Origin of the sequence: Paenibacillus beijingensis (assembly GCF_000961095.1) — a bacterium.
GTDB classification, from domain to species: Bacteria; Bacillota; Bacilli; order Paenibacillales; family Paenibacillaceae; genus Paenibacillus_O; species Paenibacillus_O beijingensis.
Genome location: NZ_CP011058.1, coordinates 4,304,438 through 4,330,808, shown reverse-complemented (window position 1 = coordinate 4,330,808; position 26,371 = coordinate 4,304,438). Strand labels below are relative to the sequence as shown.

General features: G+C 54.1%; 25 protein-coding genes and 1 other RNA gene. 5 read left to right on the top strand and 21 right to left on the bottom strand.

Annotated features, from left to right (window positions below; genetic code table 11):
- Positions 1-7 precede the first annotated feature (7 nt).
- Positions 8-655, bottom strand: coding sequence for an RsfA family transcriptional regulator (locus VN24_RS19510; protein WP_045671781.1), 648 nt, complete (start codon positions 653-655; stop codon positions 8-10).
- Between the two features lie 269 nt (positions 656-924).
- On the opposite strand from VN24_RS19510, the gene VN24_RS19505 reads away from it, so the two are divergent.
- Both VN24_RS19505 and VN24_RS19500 read left to right on the top strand, forming a co-directional pair.
- Positions 925-1,161, top strand: coding sequence for a DUF2626 family protein (locus VN24_RS19505; protein ID WP_045671780.1), 237 nt, complete (start codon positions 925-927; stop codon positions 1,159-1,161).
- Positions 1,162-1,362: 201 nt separating this feature from the next.
- Positions 1,363-2,484 carry a coiled-coil domain-containing protein gene (locus tag VN24_RS19500; protein ID WP_052703057.1) on the top strand — a complete coding sequence of 374 codons (1,122 nt, stop codon included), beginning with the start codon at positions 1,363-1,365 and terminating at the stop codon, positions 2,482-2,484.
- A 295-nt stretch (positions 2,485-2,779) separates the two neighbouring features.
- Here the strand turns inward: VN24_RS19500 and VN24_RS19495 are convergent, their stop codons facing one another.
- Complete coding sequence (locus tag VN24_RS19495) at positions 2,780-4,111, bottom strand: PhoH family protein (protein WP_045671779.1); 1,332 nt, start codon at positions 4,109-4,111, stop codon at positions 2,780-2,782.
- 116 nt (positions 4,112-4,227) lie between these two features.
- Here VN24_RS19495 and VN24_RS19490 point away from each other — a divergent pair, with 116 nt between their 5' ends.
- Positions 4,228-4,770, top strand: a complete 543-nt coding sequence (locus VN24_RS19490) for a YhcN/YlaJ family sporulation lipoprotein (RefSeq protein ID WP_045671778.1) — start codon at positions 4,228-4,230, stop codon at positions 4,768-4,770.
- A gap of 412 nt (positions 4,771-5,182) precedes the next feature.
- Here the strand turns inward: VN24_RS19490 and VN24_RS19485 are convergent, their stop codons facing one another.
- The 5 genes from VN24_RS19485 to VN24_RS19465 form a co-directional block, all read right to left on the bottom strand.
- On the bottom strand, positions 5,183-6,253 hold the full coding sequence (locus VN24_RS19485) for an LCP family protein (RefSeq protein ID WP_045671777.1): 1,071 nt from the start codon (positions 6,251-6,253) through the stop codon (positions 5,183-5,185).
- 73 nt (positions 6,254-6,326) lie between these two features.
- Positions 6,327-6,623: a YlaH-like family protein gene (locus VN24_RS19480; protein WP_045671776.1), complete on the bottom strand. Its 297-nt coding sequence runs from the start codon at positions 6,621-6,623 to the stop codon at positions 6,327-6,329.
- A gap of 480 nt (positions 6,624-7,103) precedes the next feature.
- Positions 7,104-8,945, bottom strand: a complete 1,842-nt coding sequence (typA, locus tag VN24_RS19475) for a translational GTPase TypA (protein WP_045671775.1) — start codon at positions 8,943-8,945, stop codon at positions 7,104-7,106.
- A gap of 43 nt (positions 8,946-8,988) precedes the next feature.
- A complete protein-coding gene (locus VN24_RS19470; protein ID WP_045671774.1) occupies positions 8,989-9,471 on the bottom strand; it encodes a hypothetical protein in 483 nt (160 codons plus the stop codon).
- 190 nt (positions 9,472-9,661) lie between these two features.
- Positions 9,662-10,324: a TerC family protein gene (locus VN24_RS19465; protein WP_045671773.1), complete on the bottom strand. Its 663-nt coding sequence runs from the start codon at positions 10,322-10,324 to the stop codon at positions 9,662-9,664.
- A 180-nt stretch (positions 10,325-10,504) separates the two neighbouring features.
- On the opposite strand from VN24_RS19465, the gene VN24_RS19460 reads away from it, so the two are divergent.
- Positions 10,505-11,206, top strand: coding sequence for a TerC family protein (locus VN24_RS19460; protein WP_045671772.1), 702 nt, complete (start codon positions 10,505-10,507; stop codon positions 11,204-11,206).
- A 205-nt stretch (positions 11,207-11,411) separates the two neighbouring features.
- Here VN24_RS19460 and thiI read toward each other — a convergent pair whose 3' ends face one another.
- The 6 genes from thiI to VN24_RS19430 form a co-directional block, all read right to left on the bottom strand.
- Positions 11,412-12,647: a tRNA uracil 4-sulfurtransferase ThiI gene (gene thiI, locus VN24_RS19455; protein WP_045671771.1), complete on the bottom strand. Its 1,236-nt coding sequence runs from the start codon at positions 12,645-12,647 to the stop codon at positions 11,412-11,414.
- Positions 12,644-13,804: a cysteine desulfurase family protein gene (locus tag VN24_RS19450; RefSeq protein ID WP_045671770.1), complete on the bottom strand. Its 1,161-nt coding sequence runs from the start codon at positions 13,802-13,804 to the stop codon at positions 12,644-12,646. Before VN24_RS19450 ends, thiI begins: the two co-directional genes overlap by 4 nt.
- A gap of 129 nt (positions 13,805-13,933) precedes the next feature.
- Entirely contained in the window at positions 13,934-14,821 is an 888-nt protein-coding gene (locus tag VN24_RS19445) for a lytic transglycosylase domain-containing protein (RefSeq protein ID WP_045671769.1), read from the bottom strand.
- A gap of 135 nt (positions 14,822-14,956) precedes the next feature.
- Positions 14,957-15,370: a hypothetical protein gene (locus VN24_RS26520; RefSeq protein ID WP_052703056.1), complete on the bottom strand. Its 414-nt coding sequence runs from the start codon at positions 15,368-15,370 to the stop codon at positions 14,957-14,959.
- A gap of 7 nt (positions 15,371-15,377) precedes the next feature.
- Positions 15,378-15,587, bottom strand: a complete 210-nt coding sequence (locus VN24_RS19435) for a DUF1540 domain-containing protein (RefSeq protein ID WP_045671768.1) — start codon at positions 15,585-15,587, stop codon at positions 15,378-15,380.
- A gap of 55 nt (positions 15,588-15,642) precedes the next feature.
- Positions 15,643-16,143, bottom strand: a complete 501-nt coding sequence (locus tag VN24_RS19430) for a YpuI family protein (RefSeq protein ID WP_045671767.1) — start codon at positions 16,141-16,143, stop codon at positions 15,643-15,645.
- A gap of 167 nt (positions 16,144-16,310) precedes the next feature.
- Here VN24_RS19430 and VN24_RS19425 point away from each other — a divergent pair, with 167 nt between their 5' ends.
- Positions 16,311-18,254 carry a S8 family peptidase gene (locus tag VN24_RS19425; protein ID WP_045671766.1) on the top strand — a complete coding sequence of 648 codons (1,944 nt, stop codon included), beginning with the start codon at positions 16,311-16,313 and terminating at the stop codon, positions 18,252-18,254.
- 229 nt (positions 18,255-18,483) lie between these two features.
- On the opposite strand, the gene rnpB is transcribed toward VN24_RS19425, so the two are convergent.
- The 8 genes from rnpB to VN24_RS19390 all read right to left on the bottom strand — a co-directional run bounded on the left by rnpB (position 18,484) and on the right by VN24_RS19390 (position 26,363).
- An RNA gene (gene rnpB, locus VN24_RS26675) (RNase P RNA component class A) lies at positions 18,484-18,890 on the bottom strand.
- Positions 18,891-19,060: 170 nt separating this feature from the next.
- Positions 19,061-20,182, bottom strand: a complete 1,122-nt coding sequence (locus tag VN24_RS19420; protein ID WP_045671765.1) for a Nif3-like dinuclear metal center hexameric protein — start codon at positions 20,180-20,182, stop codon at positions 19,061-19,063.
- Positions 20,158-20,904, bottom strand: a complete 747-nt coding sequence (locus tag VN24_RS19415; protein ID WP_045671764.1) for a tRNA (adenine(22)-N(1))-methyltransferase — start codon at positions 20,902-20,904, stop codon at positions 20,158-20,160. Before VN24_RS19415 ends, VN24_RS19420 begins: the two co-directional genes overlap by 25 nt.
- A gap of 1 nt (position 20,905) precedes the next feature.
- Entirely contained in the window at positions 20,906-21,733 is an 828-nt protein-coding gene (locus VN24_RS19410; RefSeq protein ID WP_045673480.1) for a hypothetical protein, read from the bottom strand.
- A gap of 168 nt (positions 21,734-21,901) precedes the next feature.
- Entirely contained in the window at positions 21,902-23,026 is a 1,125-nt protein-coding gene (gene rpoD, locus VN24_RS19405) for an RNA polymerase sigma factor RpoD (protein WP_045671763.1), read from the bottom strand.
- A gap of 18 nt (positions 23,027-23,044) precedes the next feature.
- On the bottom strand, positions 23,045-24,892 hold the full coding sequence (dnaG, locus tag VN24_RS19400; protein ID WP_045671762.1) for a DNA primase: 1,848 nt from the start codon (positions 24,890-24,892) through the stop codon (positions 23,045-23,047).
- 33 nt (positions 24,893-24,925) lie between these two features.
- The gene (locus tag VN24_RS19395; protein ID WP_045671761.1) at positions 24,926-25,408 is read right to left on the bottom strand and encodes a YaiI/YqxD family protein; all 483 of its coding nucleotides are present in this window, start codon (positions 25,406-25,408) and stop codon (positions 24,926-24,928) included.
- A 136-nt stretch (positions 25,409-25,544) separates the two neighbouring features.
- The gene (locus VN24_RS19390; protein ID WP_045671760.1) at positions 25,545-26,363 is read right to left on the bottom strand and encodes a pyruvate, water dikinase regulatory protein; all 819 of its coding nucleotides are present in this window, start codon (positions 26,361-26,363) and stop codon (positions 25,545-25,547) included.
- Positions 26,364-26,371: the final 8 nt, after the last annotated feature.

The window sequence follows — 26,371 nt, the reverse complement described above, 5'->3', positions numbered from 1 at the left end:
TGCCCTGCTATTCGATCCGTTCCAGATTGCCGTTGGCATCCATTTTGAACCTCGGCTTCGTTTCTTCTTCCTCGCTGAGCACGGTTAACCGACGGGCGCGGTCCATAATTTGAATCAACGTTTTATAGTCGTCATTCACCGCCCTGTAATCGGTCTGGACGTTGTTCACTTCCTTGGAAAGATGCTCGTTCTCCTCCCGCAATGTGAGCAGCTGCTCGTCTCTTTCCTTTAAATCCCGTTCAAGCGCTTTAATATGGCGGTGAAGCTCCTGATAGGTCGTCTTCCACTGCCGGAGAAACCGGATCACCGCTTCCACCGACAAGCTTTCCTCGGTTAACGGCTCGTGCCGGAAAGTCCGCTCCTCATGCTCGACGACGGCAATGGATGAAACGTGCGAAGTGGCGGACGCGGTCTGCTTTTTCATATAATTTCGTTTCTGCCTCTGCTGTTTCGCGAGCTGAATCGCTTCTTCGTACCGTTTGCGGACACAGCTGTTCCAGCGGAAACCGCACGCCGCCGAAGTTCGGCCAATCCGCTCGCCTACTTCTTCGAAAGCACCAAGCTGGGTGCCGCCCTCGCGAATGTGCCTTAAGGTCACTTCGGCCAAAATTAAATCGTCGTCCGGACTCCAGGCGTCCTGTCTGACTGCTGTCATGCAACCAAAACCTCCTAACGTAAACGCGCTTACTTCATTTTTATGCCCTTGGTAGAGTTCATAGAATCTATCGGATACTAAATTGTATATCCAAATTATTGAAGGCTCATACATGTTATCGCCTGCAGGCGGAAAACGTGAGGCGAATGATGATCAATTTTTATAAAAACGCTTTATTTTCAACTTCCGCCAGTTTACAGTAGTTGCATCTTGGCGCTATAATGTAGTTTAGAAATGGATTGGGAACCGGTAATGAAGGGGATGAATTCATGGCACGCATGTTTCGCGTACTCGGCTTCTTTACGCTTGTCATCGCGCTCATGTCATTTGCAGGCGATTTGACCGAGATGTCGCTGCTGTTCTTCGTGCAAACCGTCGTATTCTTTTTGCTCGGGTACCTGAATTTCACCGAAAAAACGTACATCCTTCTCTTTTGGGCCTACATGGTTCTCTCGTTCCTCGGCTTCACCTATTGGACGGTGTTCAGAATGGGCCTGCCTTTCTAAGCAGCTGCAATATCAATTAAGCCGGGACCGACGGTACCCGGCTTTTTTATATGTTTAAGCAGCCAAATTTGCCGCAGCAACCGGAAAATACTTCCCCTTTCTTGCACATCCGGGGTATGATAAACGGACACAAAGTGGTATTCACCGCAGCGTCCGCATAAATTAATGCTATCCCAGATACTCAGGAGGCGAACAAAAGCTGTGACCGTTGTCAGGGACAAGCGGCGTTTTCCGTCCGTGCTGCCGATGCTGTTATTGAGTCTTATGCTTGTCGGCGGCTGCTTCTTATCCGCCGCCGCTGCAGCCCCCCTTTCCCCAGCCGGCTCCCTGAGCGATGAGGAAATGCGGAAGCTGCTTGAGAAAAGTCTCTCGATCGTCGAAATCGATAATGAACTGGAACGGATTGAAGCGCGCAGGAGCGGCTTGGACGAAGCGATTTCGCTCACCAAAGAGAAGCTCATCCGGCAGGAGCAGGACATCGAGAAGCAGCGGGAGACGGCCGGCCGCGTGCTCCGCAGTTATTATACCGGCGAGCATGCCGCGCTGATGAGCGCGATGCTCTCATTTCGTTCCTTCAACGATCTGCTCGCGACGATGGACTATATCGAGCTGCTGTTTGGCAACGACAGGCAGACGCTGGACGATTATGCCAAGCAATATGACAAGCTATTGAAAGCTTATAAGAACCAGGAGAAAGAAAAGCGTGAGATGAACGATTTGACAGCTGCGCTCATTGCCCAGAAGGAGCGGCTGTCCGCCCTCCAACACGAGGTGGATGCCGAGGTGAACGGCAGCGCGAACGCCGAGCAGCTCCGTCTCCTGATTGAGGAGCTTGGCAACCTGTGGAATACGACGGGCATCTATGAAGTCAAACGTTATTTCAAGGCGCTGGCCGAAGCGATGAACAACCTGCCACAGTGGATGCAGGACAATCCCGGCTATTTGCAGGCTGACGGCCTTTCCTATTCGCTGAAGCTGCCCGATACCGCGCTTAATGAATTTTTGGTAAGCCAAAACGAGCTTTTCCGCAACTTCACCTTTACATTTGATAACGGCACCGTAACCGCTTCGGGACAAGAGGGTTCCCTTAATGTTAGTGTGAGCGGCCATTATTCCGTTGTGGACGAACCGAAAAACGGCTTGATGTTTCATATCGATAAGCTGTTGTTTAACGGATTGGAGCTGCCGGATACGACCCGCCGCCAAACGGAAAGCGAATTCGATCTCGGATTTTATCCCGGCCAATTTATTTCTTTTTTGAAGGTCGTCTCGGTGGAAGTTGAAGACGGCAACTTGCTGATCAAGCTGTCCGTTAGTCTATAGACAGAAAAGATGCACGGACGCTTCTTTTTCAAAAATATCCTTCTTGCAGATATGAAATTGGGGAATTATGGACGATGTGCGTTACAAGAAGCAGGCATTAGGTACTAAAACGAACGAACCGGCCAAGGAAATCCCCTTGACCGGTTCGTTTTCGCTTTTTATAGCTAAAGGCCTTGATTGATACCGCTGTTAATAGCTTGCTTATGACAGCCTCTGTCGCTTAAACAATCTGAAAGTGGCGAACAGTCGAAAATTCAGCTCGCCGGGTGAAGAAACGATGGAGCGGAATGCGACGCTACAGTAAATCTGCCGCGATTTGCGCCAGCTTGGAACGCTCGCCTTTTTCGAGCGTAATGTGGCCGCTTACTCCTTCTTGTTTGAACGTCTCGACAATATGCGTCAGCCCGTTGCTGATCGAGTCCAAATACGGATGGTCGATCTGCTCCGGATCGCCCATCAGCACGATCTTGCTGTTCTCTCCGACCCGCGAGACGATCGTTTTCACCTCATGGCGGGTCAAATTTTGCGCTTCGTCGATAATGATGAACTGTCCCGGGATGGACCGGCCGCGAATGTAGGTGAGCGCTTCGATTTGAATGCTTCCGAGCCCCATCAATATTTTGTCGATATCGCCGGCTTTTTTCGTGTCGAACAAATATTCCAAGTTATCGTAGTAAGGCTGCATCCACGGTCTCAGCTTCTCGTCTTTCTCGCCGGGCAGATAGCCTATATCTTTTCCCATCGGGACGACCGGACGCGCGATCAGAAGCTTTTTATACTTATGCTCGTCTTCGGTCTTCAGAAGCCCCGCCGCCAGCGCCAGCAGCGTCTTGCCCGTTCCCGCCTTGCCGGTCAGAGTAACGAGCGGAATGTCGTCGTTAAGCAGCAGCTCGAGCGCCATCCGCTGTTGGGCGTTGCGCGCCGTAATGCCCCAGACGGGGTCGTTGCTTAAAAAGAGCGGCTCCAGCCGCGCACCGTCCTGGCTGACCTTAAGCAGCGCCGATTTGGAAGTGCCCATTTCATCGCGCAATATAATAAATTCGTTAGGGTTGAGCTTTGAGGACAGCTGAAGGCTTTTTACGCTCAAAAACCGGTACGAATAAAATTCGTCAATGACCGAAGGATGAACAAATAACGTCGCAGAGCCGGAATACAAATCCGAAGGCTCCACCACGCGGTCGGACAAATAATCCTGCGCCATCAGACCGAGCACATCCGCCTTAATTCGTACCAGAACGTCTTTGCTGACGAGCACGACTTGATCCGGTTCGGATTTACCGCTTTCCTCCAGGTGGTAGTTCAGGGCGACAGCCAAAATGCGGTTGTCGTTCGACATTTCGCCGAACATCTCCTGCACCCGTACGAAGCTGCGATGGTTCAGCTCGACTTTGAGCAAGCCGCCGCCGCGCAGCGGAATTCCTTCATGCAGCCGCCCTTCCTCGCGCATTCCATCCAGCAGCCTCGAAACGGAACGGGCGTTGCGGCCGAGCTCGTCGGCCAGCCTTTTCTTGGAGTCGATCTCTTCGAGCACGACCGCCGGTATGACGACTACATTATCCTGAAAAGCGAAAATCGCTTGCGGATCGTGGAGTAAAACGTTCGTGTCCAGTACGAAAATTTTTTTCATCTAGAAGCCCTCCTGGCGCCTTGAATTTCGGGAAGTAAGGCATACATAGCCATATCCGGTTGCGGACAAACTAAGTTGGTAAGACATATGCTTCTTGGAAAGGTCAGGTGGCAACAATGCTGAAATGGCTGGTCCCGGTTATGATCGTTTGCCTTGCGGCGACAGGCTGCGGCACCGTCGCTCGAAATGAATCATCACCCTCCCCGCAAAATAATAGCGGCGTCCACGTGCAGCAAACGGAGCCTCGCGCCAAACCAGTCAAGGATCCCCGGCAGGTGGCGGCCCATCTCGAGCAGCTCGCAATGCGAGTTAAGGGCGTAAAGGGAGCACATTGCGTCGTGTTTCAAAATACCGCCGTTGTCGGCATCGACGTGGACCCGAGGCTGGACCGCGCCCGCGTAGGAACAATCAAATATTCCGTCGCGGAGGCGTTTCGCAAAGATCCGTACGGCGTTAACGCAGCCGTAACCGCCGATATGGATATGGCCCAGCGTTTAAGAGAGATGGGAGCCGATATCCGCAGAGGCCGCCCGATCGCCGGCTTTGCCGAAGAAATGGCGGACATTATCGGCCGGATTGTCCCCCAGATGCCCCGTGATATCGTCCGCAATGCCGAACCGGAGCACAGGGAAAACCCGAAGACGAACAAGCACCTGTAGAAACGGCGCGTAAGCAAAAAGCCTAGTGAGCAATCACCAGGCTTTTTCTTTATGGCCGCAAAAATCCCTGCTTGTCTAACAGAGCTTTCGGACCGGTTATTGTTGGGCAAACGGAAGTGCGCAAGCATGGACAGGCCGTCCGCACGTAGGGCCAAAGTGCGGCCGTTCGCAGCCGGTGCCGGATTGTCGGCCGAACACGGCTCAAGGCGGGACACGGCGATACCGTACGCAGGGGGACAAGCCGACCGAATAGCGTAATGCGGAAGAGCATATCGATGCTGAAAACGATCTTGACAATAATGTCCGGATTGTGCCGCATAGGGTTCGGTCATCCGCATGACCTCCTTGGAGTGGGGTTAGAGAGCCTCTTGCGTAGATGTAGTATAACATATCTATGCGCGCCGCACTACGTTCATTCGGTTAATTTTGCCTGAAGAGACGCTTTCGCTTTTTCCACGCTTGAATCGTTCAAATAAACGTAAGGACTTTTCCATGTCCCTTCCAGCGGAATAAAGTTAACATTTTCTTTGCTGATGCCGAAATACGTCTTCATGAAGTTTTGAATTTCGGATTTCGGAATATCGGTTTTCATATTGTGGCCGACCGCTCCGATAACCGATCCGAGACGGGAAATGCCTCCCACCGATTTCAGTTCGTCGGTAATCGCTCCGACGACTTCGCTTTGGCGCCGGTTGCGGTCAAAATCGCTGGACGGATTTTTGCCGTTGTTGGACTTGCGGTATCGCACGTATCCGAGAGCGTCTTCCCCATTCAGCTTCTGCGGACCTTTTTTCAAATGAATGCTCGTGCCGCCCGGCTGACCGGCATGATCGTCGTAGTCCATATCCATGTCGACATTTACATTAACGCCGCCAAGCGCATCGATGACATCCGCAAACCCTTGAAAATTTATGATTGCGGAGTATTTGATATCAATGCCGAAATAGTCGCCGAGCATGCTTTTCATCTCATCGCGGGCGATTTGTTCCGCTTCCGTCTGCGTCAGCTTCGAATTTTTGTCCTTGGCATTGCTGATAAAAGCCGCATAATAGCCGTTTGCTTTCCGCTGACGGTAACCTTCCACCGGAATCCGGGAATCCCGCGGTATCGATACGACCGTCGCGGACTTCGAATCGGGATGAAATGCCGCGACCATCAGGACATCGGTATTCAGGCTGCCGCCCGTACCGCTGCGCGTATCAACTCCCATGAGCAGCATCGCAACCGGTTTGTTTTTGACGGACTCGGAAGCCGGTACGGTTGTCTCGACTCCGCTGATGTTATTAATCGCATCGCCCGTTTTCCAAAACAAATATCCGGCAAAGCAAGCGGCGCCGACTACAAGAAGCATAATGAGCCTAAAAAATATTCTGCGTACGCGAGAAGCGGATTTCATCGATTTCACCTGTTTTTTGGACGGATTGCCCCGGTTCGGTCCGCCTTGTCTGGCCGAACGCGGAGGCAAATTTGTACCAGAGTTCATATCTTCCACCTTTACTATTCCATATTATTTAGCGGCTGATGCAAGTTCCGCCCGAATTAATGACTTCCTGCCATCATGAACCCATATCTTTGGGCGTTCGTGCCGTACGTTTTCTGCGGTCTTTGAATTGCCGGATCCGCAGCAGCATCATCATCGCGATGGCAACGGCCATACACTGGATGATGGGCAGCTTATCGATTTGCAGCAGCAGCAGCACGGCGGAGCCGAGCGCCATGAAAAGATAGACGGCGATTTCCTTTAAAATCGGCAGCTTTTTCTGAGGACGAAACACCTTGTTAAAGATGTAAATAATACACCCCAAAATGATCAAATATGATATGAGAGGGTGAACGCTCAGCCAATGCTGCATCTTGACAGCCTCCTAAAGGAAGGGATCCTGTGAGTGGGCGCTGCGCGGCTGGTTCGGGTCTCCGATCGCTGTTGTCCCCGAATTGTTATATAAATTGAACTAAACTTTTGGACTTGAAATGCTCGCTTGCGCGAGCAGATCGTTCTTCCGATCGCTGTTGCAACCAAATTCTATTATTTTATTTAACCTACAGGGTAAGAATTCGGCTGCAAAGGCGAAAACTTAAAGCTTTTCGTAGAAAAGCCGCTTCGGAAGCATAAGCTCTGGTTCTCCAGAACGATCTGCCCTCTCCGCTAATCTAGTCCGTTTCTTTGGTTCAACTTATATATCATATGAAACAAAGGGAACGCTCCGCTTCTCCAGAACAACTCGCCCGCTACGCTCCTGTTCACCGGTAAAAACAGAAAAGACAAAACAGGGCAGGAAGGATCGCTCCTCCTGCCTGCTCTGTACGTGCGGCCTATCATAATCATTCGAACGTTATACGCCGGATTGGGCCGTCTTACGCTGCTTTTCCGCGCGCTCGCGCTCGTTTTTGTTCAAAATCTTTTTGCGAAGCCGGATCGACTTCGGCGTAATTTCGCAATATTCGTCGTCGTTCAAATATTCCAGCGCCTGCTCAAGCGAGAACAGAACCGGCGTTTTCAGACGAACCGTGTCGTCCTTGGACGCGGAACGAACGTTGGTCAGCTGCTTTTCTTTACAAATATTGACGATGATATCGTTGTCACGGTTATGCTCCCCGACGATCATGCCTTCGTACACTTCGGTTCCCGGCTCCAGGAACAGGACACCGCGATCCTCAACGCCCATCATGCCGTAGAAGGTCGAAGTGCCGTTCTCGCTGGCGACAAGCACGCCTTGATGGCGGCCGCCTACGCCGGTGCCGGCGAGCGGTCCGTAATTCTCGAACGCGTTGTTCATAATGCCGTAACCGCGCGTCAGCGTCAGGAATTGCGTCCGGTAGCCGATCAGTCCGCGCGCCGGAATAATGAACTCCAGGCGAACCTGTCCGGTGCCGTTGTTGATCATGTTGATCATTTCCGCTTTGCGCGTTCCCAGGCTTTCCATAACCGATCCCATGCTGTCTTCCGGAACGTCGATGAGCAGGCGCTCGTACGGCTCCATCCGTTTCCCGTCGACTTCTTTAATGATAACTTCCGGCTTCGACACTTGCAGCTCGTAGCCTTCGCGGCGCATGTTTTCGATCAAGATGCCAAGGTGAAGCTCGCCGCGGCCGGATACGATGAACACATCCGGGCTGTCTGTTTCGTCGACCCGCAGCGCGACGTCGGTCTCCAGCTCTTTGAACAGACGTTCGCGCAGCTTGCGGCTCGTTACCCATTTGCCTTCGCGGCCCGCGAACGGGCTGTTGTTGACGAGGAACGTCATCTGCAGCGTCGGCTCGTCGATTTTCAGAACTGGCAGTGCTTCGGGCTTCGAAGGGTCGGCAATCGTTTCCCCGATGTTGATTTCCTTGATGCCGGCGATCGCAACGATATCGCCTGCGCCCGCTTCCGGAACTTCCACCCGTTTCAGACCTTGGAATCCGAACAGTTTCTCAATCCGGGCCTGCTTTGTCACACCTTCGCGGTTAATGACGGCTACCGACTGACCCTGTTTGATAATGCCGCGGTTAACCCGTCCGACGGCGATGCGTCCCAAATATTCGTTATAGTCAAGCAGCGTAACGAGGAACTGAAGCGGCTCTTCCACGTTTTCGGTCGGATGCGGAATGTGGCTCACGATCGTCTCGTACATCGCTTCCATATTCTCATCCTGTTTGTCAGGGTCCAGACTCGACGTGCCCATCAGCGCCGAAGCATACACAACCGGGAATTCCAGCTGGTCGTCGTTGGCTCCGAGCTCGATGAACAGATCGAGCACTTCGTCGACCACTTCGGCCGGACGGGCGTTCGGACGGTCGATCTTGTTCAGCACGACGATCGGCGTAAGCTGATGCTCAAGCGCTTTGCGCAGCACGAACTTCGTCTGCGGCATACAGCCTTCGAAGGCGTCGACAACGAGCAGAACGCCGTCGACCATCTTCATAATCCGTTCCACTTCGCCGCCAAAGTCGGCGTGGCCCGGGGTATCGACAATGTTAATCAGGTAATCCTTGTAGTTAATGGCCGTATTTTTGGCCAAAATCGTAATGCCGCGCTCTCTCTCCAAATCGTTGGAGTCCATTGCGCGCTCTTGAACGACCTCATTGTCCCGAAATGTTCCCGACTGCTGAAGCAGTTTGTCAACCAGAGTCGTCTTGCCATGGTCGACGTGGGCTATAATGGCAATATTGCGCAGTTTCTCTCTTGCATGCATGAATTAAATCCACTCCATCAATTATTTTTTGTCTCTCTTTCGATCACCAACGGGCGCGTCTGCCGATCATCATCCATCCGCCTGTTACGACAAGCGCGATCGCAATCAAATAAATCCCCCAGCTCCAAAGCAGCACAAACGCCAAACATACGGCCGCGATAATTGCCGTCGCCGCTGCCACCGTAAATGCGGTGCGCGGACGGGACAAGTCGAACAAATGATATTCGTAAAGTCCTACGGCAATTCCGAAGATGAAAAATGGCCACAAATACTTCATGTTGTCCCAACCGAACACATTGCAAAACAAAAACAACAACGCATATACGGACAACATGCCGCCCGGAATGAGAACAGCCGCGGGGAGCAGACGGCCAAAATAGAGCACATGCAGCAGAACGCCCGGAATCAGCACAAACAACGGCCAAAATACCGAACCGATAAAGCTGAAAACACCCAATTTGCCGAGCAATATAACGACCCCTGCGAGCAAAATAACGATTCCGGTGGAATATTGATTCTTGATCAAACGATTCCCCCCGTTTCTTTTGCAGCGCCGACAGCAATTGCCAATCGTAAAACGTGCAGACGAAAGACGACACTATATCCTCCTTATTTTAATGGAAGTGACATCAAAATACCAGCATGAACAGGCCGCCAAATAAAAAAAGCCGCGGAAGCTGCGCCAAGAGCGCATTCCGGCAGCTAAACTGGACTCATCAGCGCGTCCGTTTCAGCAAAGCGACAATGATGACAAGCGGGATGCACAGCAGCGGAACCGCCTCGTGCAGCGTCGCATGATGTTGGAAAATGAGACGGTTCATTCCGGGATCCTTGATCATCATTTCACCCGCGGCGTAACCGAGCAGACCCGCTCCGATATAAACAAGCGAAGGAAATTTGCCAAGCATTCGGCCGATCAGATGGCTGCCCCAAATGATCATCGGAATACTAATTCCGATCCCGAGCAAAATAAGAATCTCATCGCCGTCGGCAACAGCCGCGATGGCAAGCACGTTATCGAGACTCATAATGAAATCGGCTGCAACGATCGTCCGCACCGCACCGGCCAAAGTATGCGTCTTTTGAAGCTTGATCCCGTCTCCCTCCGAACCGTGCTCGGCATCGGCAAGCAGCTTGACGGCGATATACAGGAGCAGAAGCGAGCCTGCCGCCTGCAGAAACGGCACGGACAGCATCGAAATCGCAGCAAGCGTGAGCACACAGCGCAATCCGACCGCCGCCGCCGCTCCCCACCAAACCGCGCGTTTGCGCTGCCGCTCCGGCAGATGCTGGCTGGCCATCGCAATGACAACCGCGTTATCTCCGCTGAGCAGCACGTTAATCAGTACAATTTCCAGAAACGTTAGCAGATTGTCCAATCGGATTTCACCTCTCTACAACAGCTGTATGTCCAAGCCGGAGGGGATAGTCCAATTTTTTTTAAAAAAAGTGAATCCATTCCGTTTTTGCTGCGTAAACAAGGGAGAGTTGTTCGAAATGCCTGCTGAAGCGGGCCGGATAAAGAGAAACAGATAAAACACAAAGGAGAGAGCCTGTTAATGGATGTCATGAGTATGGAATTTTGGACGGCGCTGATCACCATTGTGTTCATCGACCTGATGCTTGCCGGCGACAATGCGATCGTCATCGGCATGGCGGCGCGCAATCTGCCAAAGGAGCAGCAGAAGAAAGCGGTAATTTGGGGAACGTTCGGCGCGGTTGCCATCCGCATTATCGCCACGGTGATCGTCACTTCACTGCTTAATGTGCCATGGCTGCACTTGGCCGGAGGACTGCTGCTGCTGTGGATTGCCTATAAGCTGCTTGTTCAGGAGGAGGGCGAACACAACATTAAAGCGGGCAACACGCTTGCCGCCTCCATCCGCACGATTGTTATTGCCGACGCCGCGATGGGATTGGATAACGTACTCGCCGTAGCGGGAGCTTCGCACGGAAACATATGGCTTGTCATTCTCGGCCTTATTATCAGCATCCCGATCGTCGTTTGGGGAAGCACTCTTTTCATCCGTCTCCTTAATCGTTTCCCATGGATTGCCTATGTCGGATCCGCAGTTCTCGTCTACACGGCCGCTCATATGATTACCGGTGAAAAGAAAATTGCAGCTTTCTTCGAAGACAGTCCGCTTCTGGAATGGTCCTTCATCCTTATTCTGATTGTTATTGTGCTGGCAACGGGCCTCATCACCCAGAATCTTCGCAAAAACAAAGCCGCCCAGCAAAAAAGAAGAGAAACCCATTAAGGGAGAGCGCGGAAAAAATTATCGAATAAGCAGAGAGGCTGGTGAGCGATCATCAGTCTTTTTTTTTTGCAGTCTCCGACCTCCGTTGTCTGTAAGCCAGAAACGGCAAAAAAAGTCTTGGTTTTGTTGCCCGAAGCAATAAAACCAAGACTTTTTTCAGTTTCCCGTTATAGGGTTCTGCTGTTTTCGGTTCCTTTGTTCCCGGCTAAAACCAGTCGTTCTCTCCGGCCGCCGCCGTCGTGTGCACGAACTCCGGTTCACGGTCCGTCGCGCGAAGCGAAACCGTCTCCGTACCGTCGACAGCGCGCTGCAGCATCGCGTCCAGTTCCGGAATGAAGGACTCCACCTTCTCCACGACCCGCAGGTTAGGATTGGTGCTCGGCGATTTCGGCACGAAGAGCGTACAGCAGTCCTCGAAGGGCAAAATCGACGTAGCAAATGTGCCGATGCGCTCGGCAATGTCAATGATTTCCTGTTTATCCATCATAATGAGCGGACGCAGCAGCGGCAGCTCCATCGTCCGTCCGATCACGTTCATGCTGCCGAGCGTTTGGCTGGCCACCTGCCCGAGACTGTCGCCCGTCACGACGGCCGACGCCCCGTGCCGCTCCGCCAGCTCTCCGGTTATGCGCAGCATCGCCCGGCGCATCATCGTTATCATCAGATGGTCCTGCTTCTGCCCGGCCAGCGCGGTTTGCACTTCCGTGAACGGCACCAGATGCAGCTTAAGAGGTCTTCCGGTATAGTGGGCCAGCCTCCTTGCCAGAGCGATAACTTTCTGTTTCGCCTGCTCGCTTGTAAAAGGATAGCTGTGAAAATGGACGGCTTCTAGTTCCAGTCCTTTGCGCAGCGCAAGCCATCCGGCCACCGGACTGTCGATTCCCCCGGACAGCAGCAGCAGCGCTTTCCCGCTCGTCCCGTAAGGAAAACCGCCCGCTCCGGCAATGGACTCGCAGTAAATGTAAGCCCCTTCGTATTGGATATCAACCCTCAGCTCCACCTGTGGGCTGCGCACGTCCACCTTCAGCGCTGGAATTGCGCGCAGCACATGCGAGCCGACAAGATGGTTCATCTGCTGCGAATCATGATGGAACTCTTTCCAGCCTCTGCGAACCGACACTTTGAACGTAGAAGGCACGGACGAAAGAGAGCGCATAACGTCCAAGGCGGTGTCCCGTATGCTTTCGAGTTCCGGCTCGGCCCGTTTGACGGGGCTGAACGACGACAGGCCGAACACGTCCTTCAGACGTTCCGCTACTTTATCGTAAGGCTCGCCGTTTAAAATAATGTAAATCCGTCCGTACGTTTTTTCGTACTGCAATGCGGAAAAAGCGCGCAGAGACAGCTTGATCTGCCTGAGCAGCTGCTGCTCGAACCGTCCCCGGTTCCGCCCTTTCATCGTTAATTCGCCGAAACGGACCAATATGCGATCGTAAATCATGATGTTGTCGTTTCGCTCCTTTCCATCGGCTTAAGCTTTTGAACCGCGGCCGCAAGCGCGGCCGCAAGCGCGTCAATATCCGCTTTCGTATGCTCGTCCCCGAAGCTGATGCGGATCCCGCTCGCCGCACGCTCGCGCGGGCAGCCCATCGCCAGCAGCACGCGGCTCGGCTTGTCGTCTTTGGACGAACAGGCCGACTTGGTCGAGACGAGCATTCCGAGCTCTTCCAGCTGGTGGACAATCACCTCCGGCTTCATGCCGGGATACGATAAATGAACGATATGCGGCGCCACGAGCGGCGCGCAGCTGTTCAAGACCAGCTCGGGGATGGAGGACAAGCGCCCGGTTAACCGCGATTGCAGCGCTCGCATGGCCGCCGCCCGCTCTTCCTGTCCTTCAACCGCAAGCCGGACGGCTTTCGCCGCCGCAACAATGCCCGCCACGTTCGGCGTTCCCGCCCGCAGCTCGCGTTCCTGACTGCCGCCGCTGAACAATGGCTCCAGTTCCAATCCTTCCCGTACATACAATAAGCCGATTCCTTTCGGCCCGCGCAGCTTGTGTGCCGAACCGCTGAACAAGTCGATTCCCCATTCCTTTAGATTTACCGGCAGCTTGCCGATGCTCTGCACCCCGTCCACATGAAACAGCGTTTTCGGATAATTCCGCAGCAGCTCGCCAATTTCTTCGATCGGCTGAACCGTTCCAACTTCGTTATTCACATGCATTACACTGACAAGCACGGTATCTTCGGTTAACGAGCGCTTCAAATCTGTGACCGACACCGTGCCGGTTTTGTCTACCGGCAGATAGGTCACCCGAAAGCCGCTGCGCTCCAACTGCCGGAACGCCTCGTAAACGGAAGGATGCTCCACTTCGGTCGTAATCAAATGATTGCCGCGAGAGCGAAACCGCATTGCGGCTCCTTTAATGGCGAGCTGATTGCTTTCCGTGCCGCCCGAAGTGAACACCCATTCCTCCGGCTTCACGGCAAACAGATTTGCCATCTGTTTCCTCGCCCGCTCAATGAGCGCTTCTGCCTCACGGCCGGCCCGGTGCAGCGATGACGGATTGGCATAGTGCAGCTGCATTACTTCGGCCATCGTTCGGACGACGTCGGGATGGGGAGGGGTTGAGGCGCAGTGGTCGAAATAAAGCATACAGTTGTTCCTCCTCTCCAATAGGCGGTAAAAATAAGATGCGTGTAAAAAATAAGTGCCGCCTGCCTTTTTGCAGCAAAAAATGACGCCCCAAACGCCGCTTTTCGGGCGCTTGCAGGCGTGAAACGGTCAAACGGTATAAGTGATCTGTTTCTGCAGCACTTTTGTCACGTAACGCTGCGTCTCCAACGGAAGAGATAAGAATCCGGCCGCGAGCTCGCTGCCGCTTCCGATACCGAGCCGCTCCAGCCTTCCGGGTCCGGCATTATAGGCCGCTAAAGCGGTCGGAACGCTGCCGTCATATTTGCGGATCAAATAAGACAAATAACGGGTGCCCGCTTCAATGTTTTGGGAAGGGTCGAACGCGTCGCTGACGCCAAGGCTGCGCGCCGTATCGTCCATCAGCTGCATCAGCCCTTTTGCCCCGCTTGAAGAGACCGCTTCAGCATTGAACGATGACTCCGAGCTGATAACGGCTTTAATAAGCGACGCATCGACGCCGTACTTGGATGCCGCTTCCGAGATCAATGGATCATAAGCAGCAGGCTCGAATCCCGGCTCCGCCAGCGAACCGGCTTGCAGCCGGGCGTCCCAAAGCGGATTGCCCCCCTGCCCCGCATTCGTGCCGCTTTCAGCAGCGCTTTGCAGCCCCGTTCCGTTAGGTCCGGAAGCGGGCGGGCGTTCCGCAGCCGCGTGTTCGGCCGGAGGCACAGAAAGCCCGGCCGATGATGCGATGCCGTTCACGTTCATGCTCGCGTCCGGCGAGAGAGAGCCGTAAACGGCGGCCGATTCCACCAGCGCGGCGAGAGCGGTCCGCTCCGTCTTTCCGTGCAGCGCTGCAGCATTCCCTGCACCTGTATTGCCGCTTTCCGCCGCCATTAAACCGGTCAGCAGATTATCGAACAGCGAGGAAAGATTGTCATTTGACGCACTTGCCGATGCACGGCCGTTAAAATCCAACGTAGGCGACAGCTGCAGCTGCAGCATTGTCCTCATGATCCGCGGATCGATACTCATTGGAGCCTCCGAAATAGATAGTATTGCTTTTATTTTACACATTTTTGCCTGCAGGGGCTAGTCCCCCGCCGATTACCCGTCCTGCGCACGATAATAACCCGGCGGGCGAACGGGATGCCGGCCGGGCGGTGCGCGTTAAACCGTTAAAAAATAAAGAGGAATGAGGATCAAATAAATCGTTACCGCAATTAGACCGAGTACCATTGCCATAATGCCGAGACCGCGGCTTCCTTGAGAAAAAGCGACAAATCCGAGAACGGCCGCCGTCCCCCCAAGCAATACCGGCCATACAAACCACGAAGCAACCGCAAACAGCAGCGCGATCCAGCCGAGACTGACGCCTGCGGAGCGTATATCGGCCAGCGCTCTCCGTTTGAACGAGCGTTCCCCCAAAGACCGTTCACTCGCTGCGCTCAAATCCGCCTTTGTGACGCCGAAATCGGCAGCCGCTTCCTCGTTCGGAAAATGTTCGTTCGCTTTCCGAATCCATTCCTTCCGCCGCCGCTCTTTGTCCGCGTTCGGCTTCTTGTTCTTATTCCCTCGGCTCACCGCTCGCTCACTCCTTCGGTTTAAAGGTATGACAGCAAGTGGCGGCCGACTCGTTAGCCCGGTCCTTATGCCCGGATCCGAGCTCTTCCCCAAACTCTTCCGAAATGTTTGCATAAGCATGCCCATCGATTTCAATGTTGATGTGGCTTGCCCCGCACCGGTTGCCCTCATCCCAGAATGTGCAATTGGAGACACTGCATTTCACGCCATTCGGCATAAAAAAATCACCCCCGCTATCAAGTTGCCCGCAGCGGAGGTGATCTATGCCTGCCTTATTTTGAACCCTGCATTCTGCGCTGGGTCATATAGTCATTTTCATAATACGAAAGGTCGTCGCGCAGCTCTTCGAAAATTTTGGAAATGCCAAGCACAATGTCACGCGCAACGCGAACCGGCTTTACCCGGAAACGAATGGCGTCCTGACCGGTGTAAGCATAACGGCCGTCCTCGGAATAAACTTCATTTTTCGGATAAAAGAAGGCGTTTACGCATTGGTGATACACTTCGTACAGTACCCGTTCCGCATAGTCGATATCGAAATTGGGACGGCGCAGCGTTACGCCCAGCTTCTCGTAAGCAACCTCGGAATAAACAAGCAGGTGACGCATGTCCGACAGCAATCCTTTATAAAAGGCCTGTTCTTCTTCACCCGCTTCCGGGGTGGTAAGTTGGGACAGGGAATGTTCGTTCAAAAAAGGCTCCAGATTCGAAATGGCTTGTTTTAATTTGCCGCGTGTTGATTCGCTAAGCGTCTTGACATTGGTAGATGACATTGGTTGGTCCCCTTTCATTTCTTCCAGACAAACTGTGCATATCATCAACATCGTACCACAAATTTCATGCGGATGGTACTGCTTCTGAGGGCAGACCGGCTGTATATTTTAGCATTCATCTCCTTACTCTAAACAGAGCCGTTAATATACGAATTGGAGTGAACTTGATGCGAAAAAAATGGGTTGGCTGGTTTACCGCGCTGGCCGCGCTCGCTCTTCTGCTTCCGATCACCCCTTGGTTTGGAGCGAATAACCGCGATAACGGCGGTGACAATGTGCAAATTACAAAAACGAAGGCGCTGTCGGCCAAGAAGGAACGAGCGCTTAAGCTCGCTTCCTTGCAGCGGGACATGAACGCCACTGCAAAACTGTGCACGCTCCAGTGCTCCAAGGAGCTGGGCAAAATGCTCGCCAAGGATCACAGCGGACCGGGACTTGCGAAACATCTGCAAAAAATGATGAAGCAGCGCCCGCAGCTGCGGTACGTGCAGCAGGTCGGAGCAGCCTCCCCCGTTTCGGCCGGTTCCGTTGCCCCGGATTTAAAAGAAAGGGCCGAGGGCTATTTGGCGAAAGCCCGCACTGAGGCCGGAAGCGGCCGGTTCTACGAATCGCCGGTTTTCATGACGGACGGCGAGCGTTACGTCGTGCTCGGCGTGCCCCGTCGTCCCGGTAACCGCTCAGCCGGGATGATCGCCTTGATCCGTCAGGACACGGTAGGCGATGTCCAAAAGCACCAAATGCGCAACTTACGCCTCGTTCCTTACCCGGCAGAAGGTCATTACCGCATGGAATCGGTCCAGTCCGGCACCATGAAAGATATGACGGTCCGCGAAGGAGAAGATAACGGAAACGCCAGCCATTACCATATCAACGAGGTCGTGGTCCGTTTTCAACGCGATCCCAGCGAAGCGCAGATGCAGCAGATCCGGTCGGATATCGGCGCCGCTAAAGAGCAAAAGTTAGGTAAAACCTTTGTATTCCGTTCCCGCCAGATGGATGCAAGGAACATGATGGCCTATTTTCAGAAGCGGTGGAAGCCGGAATATGTGGAACCTCATTACTTGTATTTAACGAATGACATTAAGGATGGTTCCAAAACGTTGCAATCCAAAGTAAACTTGCCGGCAAAAGAGGACCAGTCCGCCCAAGCGGCGGGTTCTCCCATTGTCCCCAATGATGTGCTGTACTCGAAATACCAATGGAATCTGCCCTCGATCGAAACGGAACGGGGCTGGAACGTTTCCAAAGGAGATACTGCCGTCTCCGTGGGCGTGCTGGACACCGGAGTGCAGGCCGACCACCCGGATTTGAAGGGCAAGCTGCTCGGCGGCACTAATATCGTCGAGCCGGGATCGGCGCCCGCGGACGACGTCGGACACGGCACCCATGTATCCGGCATTATCGCCGCCGGCGTCAATAACGGCGAAGGCGTTGCCGGAATAAGCTGGTACAACAAGGTGATGCCGGTCAAAGTGCTGGACAGCAGCGGCGCCGGCTCCACTTACTCCGTTGCGCAGGGCATTATTTGGGCAACCGACCACGGGGCCAAAGTGATCAACATGAGTCTTGGCAATTACGCGCAGGCGGCCTTTCTTCACGACGCCATTAAATATGCCTACAATAAGGATGTCGTACTGATCGCTGCAAGCGGCAATGACAATACGGACCGGCCCGGTTATCCGGCCGCATATCCCGAAGTGCTCGCTGTGGCTGCGACTGATGCAAACGGCCGGAAAGCATCTTTTTCCAACTACGGCAGCTATATCGACGTCGCAGCGCCCGGAGACACGATCGCCAGCACATACCCCGGCAATGAGTATGCGGCGCTGTCCGGCACCTCGATGGCAAGCCCTCACGCGGCCGCGCTCGCTGCGCTGATCCGTTCCAAAAACCCGGAACTGACCAATGTCGAGGTGATGGATCTGATGCGCAATACAGCCCGGGATCTGGGTCCGGAAGGCAAGGACGATTATTTCGGCTATGGGCAAATCGACGTGGTTAGGGCGCTCGAAGCGGCGGAGACGACCGGCAAGTCGCTGCAAACTTTTTCGAGCCGGGCAAAAGCCAGACTGTCGGCAATTGCCCAGCGATACGAGAATGCGAATCCGTGAACGGGCTCCGGGTGATGATTAAAGGACGAGCCATGACGAAAAAACGGCAATGACAATTGTCCGGGCGATAACAACATTATGAAGCGGTGAATGCTGGGCAACGACAAAAAAACGCGATAAGCGGCTCCGCGTGGAGTACGCTCTTCGCGTTTTTTGCTGCGCCGCTTCAATGCGGCCGGTTGTTTAAGTAAGTAACGTCCCGTTGTCGGGAACGCTTAAAAGGTTCGTTGCGGAAAGTTTGCCGTAAGCCGGGTTCTGTACTTCTAGTGGTCCAAACGGGAACGACCCTCCCACGATGAAGCGACAATCATCTATCTAGGCCGTTCATTGCTGAACGGCTCCAGCGACACACCCGGACGCACCCCGGGTCAGGGTTGCGGCCTTAAAGGCCGCCGGCGTCCTCTCGGTCTTGCTCCAGATGGGGTTTACCAGCAGCATTGTCACCAATGCAGCTCGTGGTCTCTTACACCACGGTTCCACCCTTGCCTGTGCCGGCAAATGCCGGCCATCGGCGGTCCGTTTCTGTGGCACTATCCTTCAGCTCGCGCTGACTGGACGTTATCCAGCATCCTGCCCTATGGAGCCCGGACTTTCCTCTCGCGGCGCGAAGCCGCCAGCGATTGTCTGTCAAACTTTCCTTATCCTCTAGCTAGTATACTAGGAATCCGGACAAAGCTCAACCGCCATTCCTTCCCAAAACAATTTTTTGTTTCAGAAAACCGGAAGAAACGGCAGCAAGCACAGTATGAAAAGCTTCTATTCGAAGCCTTCTTCACGATGAATGAGCGCGCCTTGTTCGCCGTTTCCTATACGAAGCGGAACGGCTCCGTATTTTCCGCCGACGCGGCCACCTTTGTCGCGTACTTGCGTTCTGCGAGCCGCTGCGACAGCCAGTCCGCCACTCGCGGCTTCATAATTTTCTCCGCGTTGTGGCCCGGATCAATGAGGCACATTCCGGCCGCAAGCGCGTCATGGGCCGTATGATAATCAACGTCGCCCGTTACAAGCACGTCCGCTCCTGCAAAGATCGCGTTGCGGTAATAACGGGCGCCGGATCCGCCGAGCACGGCCGCTTTTTTGACGCTGCGGGCCGGATCTCCGACAAGCCGGACATAAGGAACGTCAAAGGCTTCTTTCACCCGCTCGGCAAATTCGCCCAGCGTCAGCGGCTCGTTCAGCTTGCCGACACGGCCAAGCCCCCAGGTGCGGCCTTTCAAATCCATCGGATACAAGTCGTAAGCCACTTCCTCGTACGGGTGGGCTTTCAGCATCGCCTGCACCGCTTTGCGGCGTACACTGTCCGGAACGATCATCTCCAGCCGGATCTCCTCCACCGTCTCCAGCTTGCCCCGGCTTCCGATGAACGGATCCGTCCCTTCTCCGGGCCTGAACGTACCGGTCCCTTCGATATTAAAGCTGCAGCAGTCATAATTGCCGATCCCGCCGGCCCCCGCGTTCCAAAGCGCTTCGCGGACGCGCTCGTGATGGGTCTTCGGCACAAATACGGCCAGCTTGTACAGCTTGTCGGTATGCAGCTCTTCCAGACTTGAACGGCTCTCCTCCGCAATTCCCAGCAGATCGGCCATCCAGTCGTTCATGCCGCCGTCGGTCACATCCAAATTGGTGTGGGCGATATAGACGACGATATCGTGCTTTATGAGCTTTTCGTACAAGCGGCCGGCCGGGGTGGACGTATCCAGCTTTGCAAGCGGCCGGTAAATAATCGCGTGATGCGCGATGATCAGGTCCGCTCCGATCGCAATCGCCTCATCCGCCACCGCATCCGTAACGTCCAGCGCCACCAGCACTTGACGGATCTCTTTGTTCAGCGTGCCGAGCTGCAGGCCGATTTTATCATTTTCCATCGCGTATTGTTTCGGAGCCAGCTGCTCCATCAATTGGATTACCGTTTGTCCTTGGGCAAACATGAGAGCACCTCCTCGATCTCGCGCATCTCCCGCAGCAATTCATTTTCCTTCGCTCGCGCTTCCGGCAGATCCGACTGCGACAGCTGACCGATAATGCGGCCCAGCTTATCCAGCTCCTGATTCCATTTACGCTCTAAAACGTCCGTAGGCCGGCCCAACAAATAAGGCCCCATGCGCAGCCTCAGCTTGCGGGCTTGGTCCGCTCCGTACAGCTTGTCGTTCAGCGATGCCGCATCCGCAGGCTTGCGCGCATGAAGCACCTCATATATTTTGCCGTCCTCTTCCAATATGTGCTCGTCCTGCAAATACCAGCCGTTGTCGAGCAGCCAGGCGCGCACGAACTCTTCCCCCACATTGGGCTGCAGCACCAGTTCTTTCACGCCGGCCAGCTTGCCGGCCTCATTCCCGTCTTGCAATATGGTGCGGATCAGACTGCCGCCCATACCGGATATCGTAATAGTATCCGCTTCTCCCGGCTGCAAAACGGCCAGCCCGTCTCCTTGCCGGACTTGAATCTTTGCCGACAATCCGGCTGCCGCGGTTCCTTTGCGCGCCGCCTCCAGCGGTCCGGCATTCAGCTCGCCGGCAATCGCGGACGGCACTTTGCCCGATTGTACGAGAAAAATCGGCAGCAACGCGTGATCCGATCCGATATCCGCCACTCTGCTGCCCGGCGTAACATAGGCGGCAATCGACGCCAGCCGTTTTGAAATCATTAACATATTAGGCAACCCACGCTATCCAATGTTTTCGCAGGGCAAATAAAAGCACCCCGCCGAAAGCTATTTTACCAATAAACTGCACTTGCAGCCAAATCCAATCGTCGATGAATGCGGCAATGTACAGTTCCGGCATGAAAAAAAGGAGCAGCGCCGTCGCCAGCAGCACGGCTGCCGCCTGCTTGGACCAGCGGTGAATGAACCAGCCCAGCCATCCGAATACGCCGGCGCATGGAAGCCAGATGAGCTCAATTTCATATATCCGGAGCGTTACATCTCGCCGGTGCAACACAAGCGCATACAGCAGCACAGCGGCAATCCAGCCGCACAGATGAAGAAGCGGTATGCGCGCCGCAAGCCCGAATACGATCCACAACAGCGCGCAGCCGGCAAGGAGAACCGCTTTCGGTACCCAAGATTCAATGCCGTGCAGCCGCAGCATGTACAAGCCGCCGCCGATCAGCAGCAGCATCCCGAGCCCGATCCAGATCAGTCCGGACGTCTCGCTTCGTCTTCTCGTCCGCTGCCCGAATAAAAGCAACACCGCCGATCCTGAAGCAACGATTGCAATTTGCAAAGCCGGATGAAAAACGTTAAAATGAAGAGCAATAAAACAAATGAAGGAAAATAATCCAAATGTAAGAAGCCATTGTTTGCCTGAAGCACCTCCGGCAGCCCTTACAGCTTTACCTGTCAGAGAAGCGGGAGTTCTCTCTTCCGCAGCTTCAAGATAAAGATTTCGAAGAAATTCGCAGTATTGATCCGGAAGCAGTCTGCTGCGCTGCCAATGGTCGATTTCCTTCACAATCGTTTTTCGGCGATCTCCGTCCATATCCGCTTTCCTTTCGTTCATTCGATCTTAGAAATGATCGCTGGTCCAATCCTTCTTTATTGTTACTATCGACAAACGAACCGCGGAATTGAAGAGGTTTGACGGTCACCGGGTGCGCTGCGGGCAACAAAAAGACCCCGCTGCCAGGCAGAGAGGTCGGAATGGCCTTTATTCGAGAAAATCTTTCAACCGCTTGCTGCGGCTCGGGTGACGAAGCTTGCGAAGCGCCTTGGCTTCGATCTGGCGAATCCGCTCACGGGTAACGCCGAATACTTTGCCCACTTCTTCCAATGTGCGCGTACGTCCGTCGTCAAGTCCGAAACGAAGACGAAGCACGTTTTCTTCCCGCTCGGTCAGCGTGTCGAGCACATCTTCAAGCTGTTCCTTCAAAAGCTCGTAAGCCGCCGCATCCGCAGGCGCAAGCGCCTCCTGATCTTCAATAAAATCACCCAGATGCGAATCGTCTTCTTCCCCGATCGGCGTTTCAAGCGAAACCGGCTCCTGAGCAATTTTCATAATTTCACGGACTTTATCGGTGCTCAGCTCCATCTCGGCGGCAATTTCTTCCGGCGTAGGTTCGCGTCCGAGTTCCTGCAGCAGCTGACGCGAGACGCGGATCAGCTTGTTGATCGTTTCAACCATATGAACCGGAATCCGGATCGTTCTGGCCTGGTCTGCGATTGCGCGCGTAATCGCCTGACGGATCCACCATGTCGCATACGTACTGAACTTATAGCCTTTCGTATGGTCGAATTTCTCAACCGCCTTGATCAGGCCCATATTTCCTTCCTGGATCAAATCCAGGAACAGCATTCCCCGGCCGACGTAACGTTTGGCAATGCTGACAACGAGACGAAGGTTCGCTTCGGCAAGACGGCGCTTCGCTTCCTCGTCGCCTTTCTCAATCCGTTTGGCCAGCTCCACTTCATCATCCGCAGAAAGAAGCGGCACCCTCCCGATTTCTTTCAAGTACATCCGGACAGGGTCGTTGATTTTAATTCCCGGCGGCAGAGCCAGGTCATCGTCGAAATTGAACTCATCGTGCTCGCGTTCACGGTCTCCGCCCATGTTCGGCAGATCGTCGTCGCGTTCGTTCGTTACTTCAATACCCAAATCGTCAAGCTGTTCGAAGAACTCGTCAATCTGCTCGGGGTCTTGATCGAATGGCGCCAGTTTGTCCATGATCTCTTTATAAGACAGGGACGACCTCTTCTTCCCCTGTTCGACTAGCTGCTCTTTGACAAGCTCCAACTTTTGTTCGGTATCTAGTTCAGTATGCTGATCATTCGCCATACTCCGACTCCCTCCTCCCTAGAAACGTTCATCCTGCCGTTCTTTAAGCTGCTTTTCTAGGGCAATAATCTCAATTCCAATTTGCACCGCCTGCATGGTGTCGCCGGAGCGTTCCGCTCTGGACAGCTCTTCCTTCTTGCGTTCGAGCTCCTTCAGCCGCGGCACTTTCCGCACTTCTCTGATGTACTCGAAAAGAAGCTTCTCATCGAACGGAGAATGATCATCATTCATCAGAATGGAAGTTGCCGTCCTCTCCAGCCGGTCGTCCTGCAGCGTTGCGATAAACCGGCTCACATCCGGATCGAGGCCTTGCGCATAATAAGCGTATAAATAGGCGGCAAGCGCCGCATGATCCTCGACATTAAAATCTTCTCCCAGATGCTCATAAATCGTCCGTGCCGCTTCGGCGTCGCGCATCATGGCCGATAGCAGACGCCGTTCCGCATGATGATAAGCGGGCAGGAGCGCAGGTGCAGCGAACGAACGCCGTTTTTCATTCCTACCATTATTCCACGAATTGTCGTTATTATCCCCGGACGGCTTCTTTTTTTGCTGCTCCGTCACAAGCCTGTGACAGTCCGCTTTCAGCGACTCCAGCGATATTTCAAATTCCCGGGACAATTCTTTCAAATAAACCTCACGCTCGGTTGAAGACTCCAGCTGAGCGACGATGCCAAGCGCATCCATCACATAATTTTTTCGGTTTTCTTCTCCTAAGAGTGTATGGTCTTTTCGCAAATATAGTAGTTTAAATTTCGTTGCCGACACCGGGTGCTCCATCGTTTCCCGGATGAACCTCTCCGGCCCGAGCTTCGTAATGCACTCGTCGGGGTCCATTCCTTTCGGAAGCATCGCCACCGACACTTTAAGGCCCGCTTTCTCCAAAATCGGGATCGATTTCAAAATGGCCGCTTGCCCCGCGTCGTCGCCGTCGTAGCAAAAGACCGCTTCATCGATGTGCCGCTGCAATATGGCGGCATGCTCTTCCGTCAGCGCCGTGCCCATCGTGGCCAGCCCGTTCTTCACGCCCGCGCTCCAAGCTTTGATCACGTCCATATACCCTTCGAACAGAACTGCCCTTCGGGTTTTGCGGATGACCGGCCTCGATGCGTGAAAGTTGTAAAAAATGCGGCTTTTGGCGAACAGCGAAGACTCCGGCGAGTTCAAGTATTTCGGCTGGCTGTCGTCCATCACCCTGCCGCCGAATCCGCACACCTTGCCTTCGCGGTTGCGAATCGGAAACATGATGCGGTTGCGGAAACGGTCGACATAACCGGAGCCGTCGTTTTTCGCCGAGAGCAGTCCGCCCTTCTCCATCAGCTCAAGGTCGAACTCCCGCGACTGAAGGAACCGCGTGAGCGTATCCCAGCTGTCCGGGGCAAATCCGATCGAAAATTCGTCGATCAGCCGGTCGCTCATGCCCCGGGAACGTAAATACGATTTGGCCGTCTGGCCGTGCGTCGTATTGTTCAGCAGATAATGATACAGCTTGGCGGCGAGCTCGTGCCCTTCGTACTGCTTCAGCCGCGTCGTGTCCTGGGGATTTCCGGCGCCCGGTCCGCTCTCCCAGGTGACCGGAATGCCCGCTTCTTCCGCCATAACCCGCACCGCTTCCGGAAACGAATAACCTTCCATTTCCGCAACGAAACGAATGACGTCGCCGCCTTTGCCGCAGCCGTAGCAGTGAAAAATCTGCAGCTCCGGCGTAACGGTAAACGACGGTGTTTTCTCGGAATGAAACGGACATAGCCCCTTCATATATTTGCCGTTCTTGGTAAGATGAACGTATTTCCCGACCGTATCCACGATCTCGTGATGCAGCCGCACCGACTCGATTGCGGTTTCAGGTATTTTGCCATACGCCATTCGTTCATCACCTTCTTGAAATAGCACGTATTACTATTCGATACCGTCTTCAGTTTTCCTGCTATCCTGTAAAACTTTTGTCAACTTTTGTTGAAACCGCGTACGATCCTCGTCCGTCATGGGGCGCGGGCCCTTTGACCGGCCTCCGCCCCGGCGCAGTTTGGCCTGCTGGTGCCTGCGTTCCATCAAAAAACCGATGTTATCGTCATCATAGCGCTGGCCCCGGTTCGACAGGGTAACCGCTCCTTTGGCCAGCGCCATCGTCGCAAGACCGAAGTCCTGGGTAATGACGATGTCCCCTCTAGCGATATGGTTCACAATGTACAAATCAACCGATTCGCTGCTCCGGTCGACCTGTACGACCCGGACCCCTTCTTCAGGCTCAAGACGATGGTCGTATGAGGCGACCAGCAGGACGGGAACATCGAACTTTCGGGCCGTTCCGATAATTTCGCGCTTCACCGGACATGCGTCGCCGTCCACGACAATCTGGAGACATTCGTTTGACCCGATCATAAGGAAACCCCGTTTCTGGGCGAAGGAGAGCCGGAATCTCCCGATTCGCTCCGTACTATTGTATATACGTCGCATACCGCGTAATTCCTGCTTCACAACAAAACATTTGTTCCCGTTTTTTCAGGTGCCGCAAAAATTAGTTACCCCGGACGTATTCCAGGATCAAACTGGCGGTTTCCTCGACCGCACGATGGGATACGTCGACGACAAAGCAGCCGATCCGCTTCATTATCTCATCCGCATACGCCAGCTCCCGTTCGATCCTCTCCGCCGTTGCGTACGAGGCGCTGTCGGGCAAACCGAGCGCTTTCAAGCGCTCTTTGCGGATAATATTCAAATAATGAACGCCGATGGTTAACCCTACGACCCGTTCCTTCGGAATCACGAACAGCTCGTCCGGCGGTTTAAGCTCGGGAACGAGCGGCACGTTCGCGACTTTAAATTTTTTATGGGCCAGATACATCGACAGCGGCGTCTTGGACGTGCGCGATACGCCTACCAGTACGATGTCCGCCTTTTTCACTCCGGTCGTATCCCGGGCGTCGTCATATTTGACCGCGAATTCCACGGCTTCAACTTTGCGGAAATAATCTTCGTCCAGCACGTGGTTAAGTCCCGGCTCATGCCGGGACTGACGGCCCGTCTTATTTTCCAGACTCTCCACCAGCGGACCGAGCAGATCGATCGCAACCACATTGCTTCCCGCAGCAAGCCGGTTCATCGCCTCCCGCAAATGCGGAATGACGAGCGTGTACAAAATAATCGCCCCGCTGGCTTTGGCCATCTCGATCACCCGTACCAAAGCCGATTCATCGGCAACGAATGGGGCTCTGCGTATTTTGGCGTGAATGGGATGAAACTGCGCGACCGCCGCGCGGACCACGAGATCTCCGGTATCGCCGGCGGAGTCCGACACGACATAGATGATGACGTCCGTACTTTCCGCTCCGTTCATATTATTTC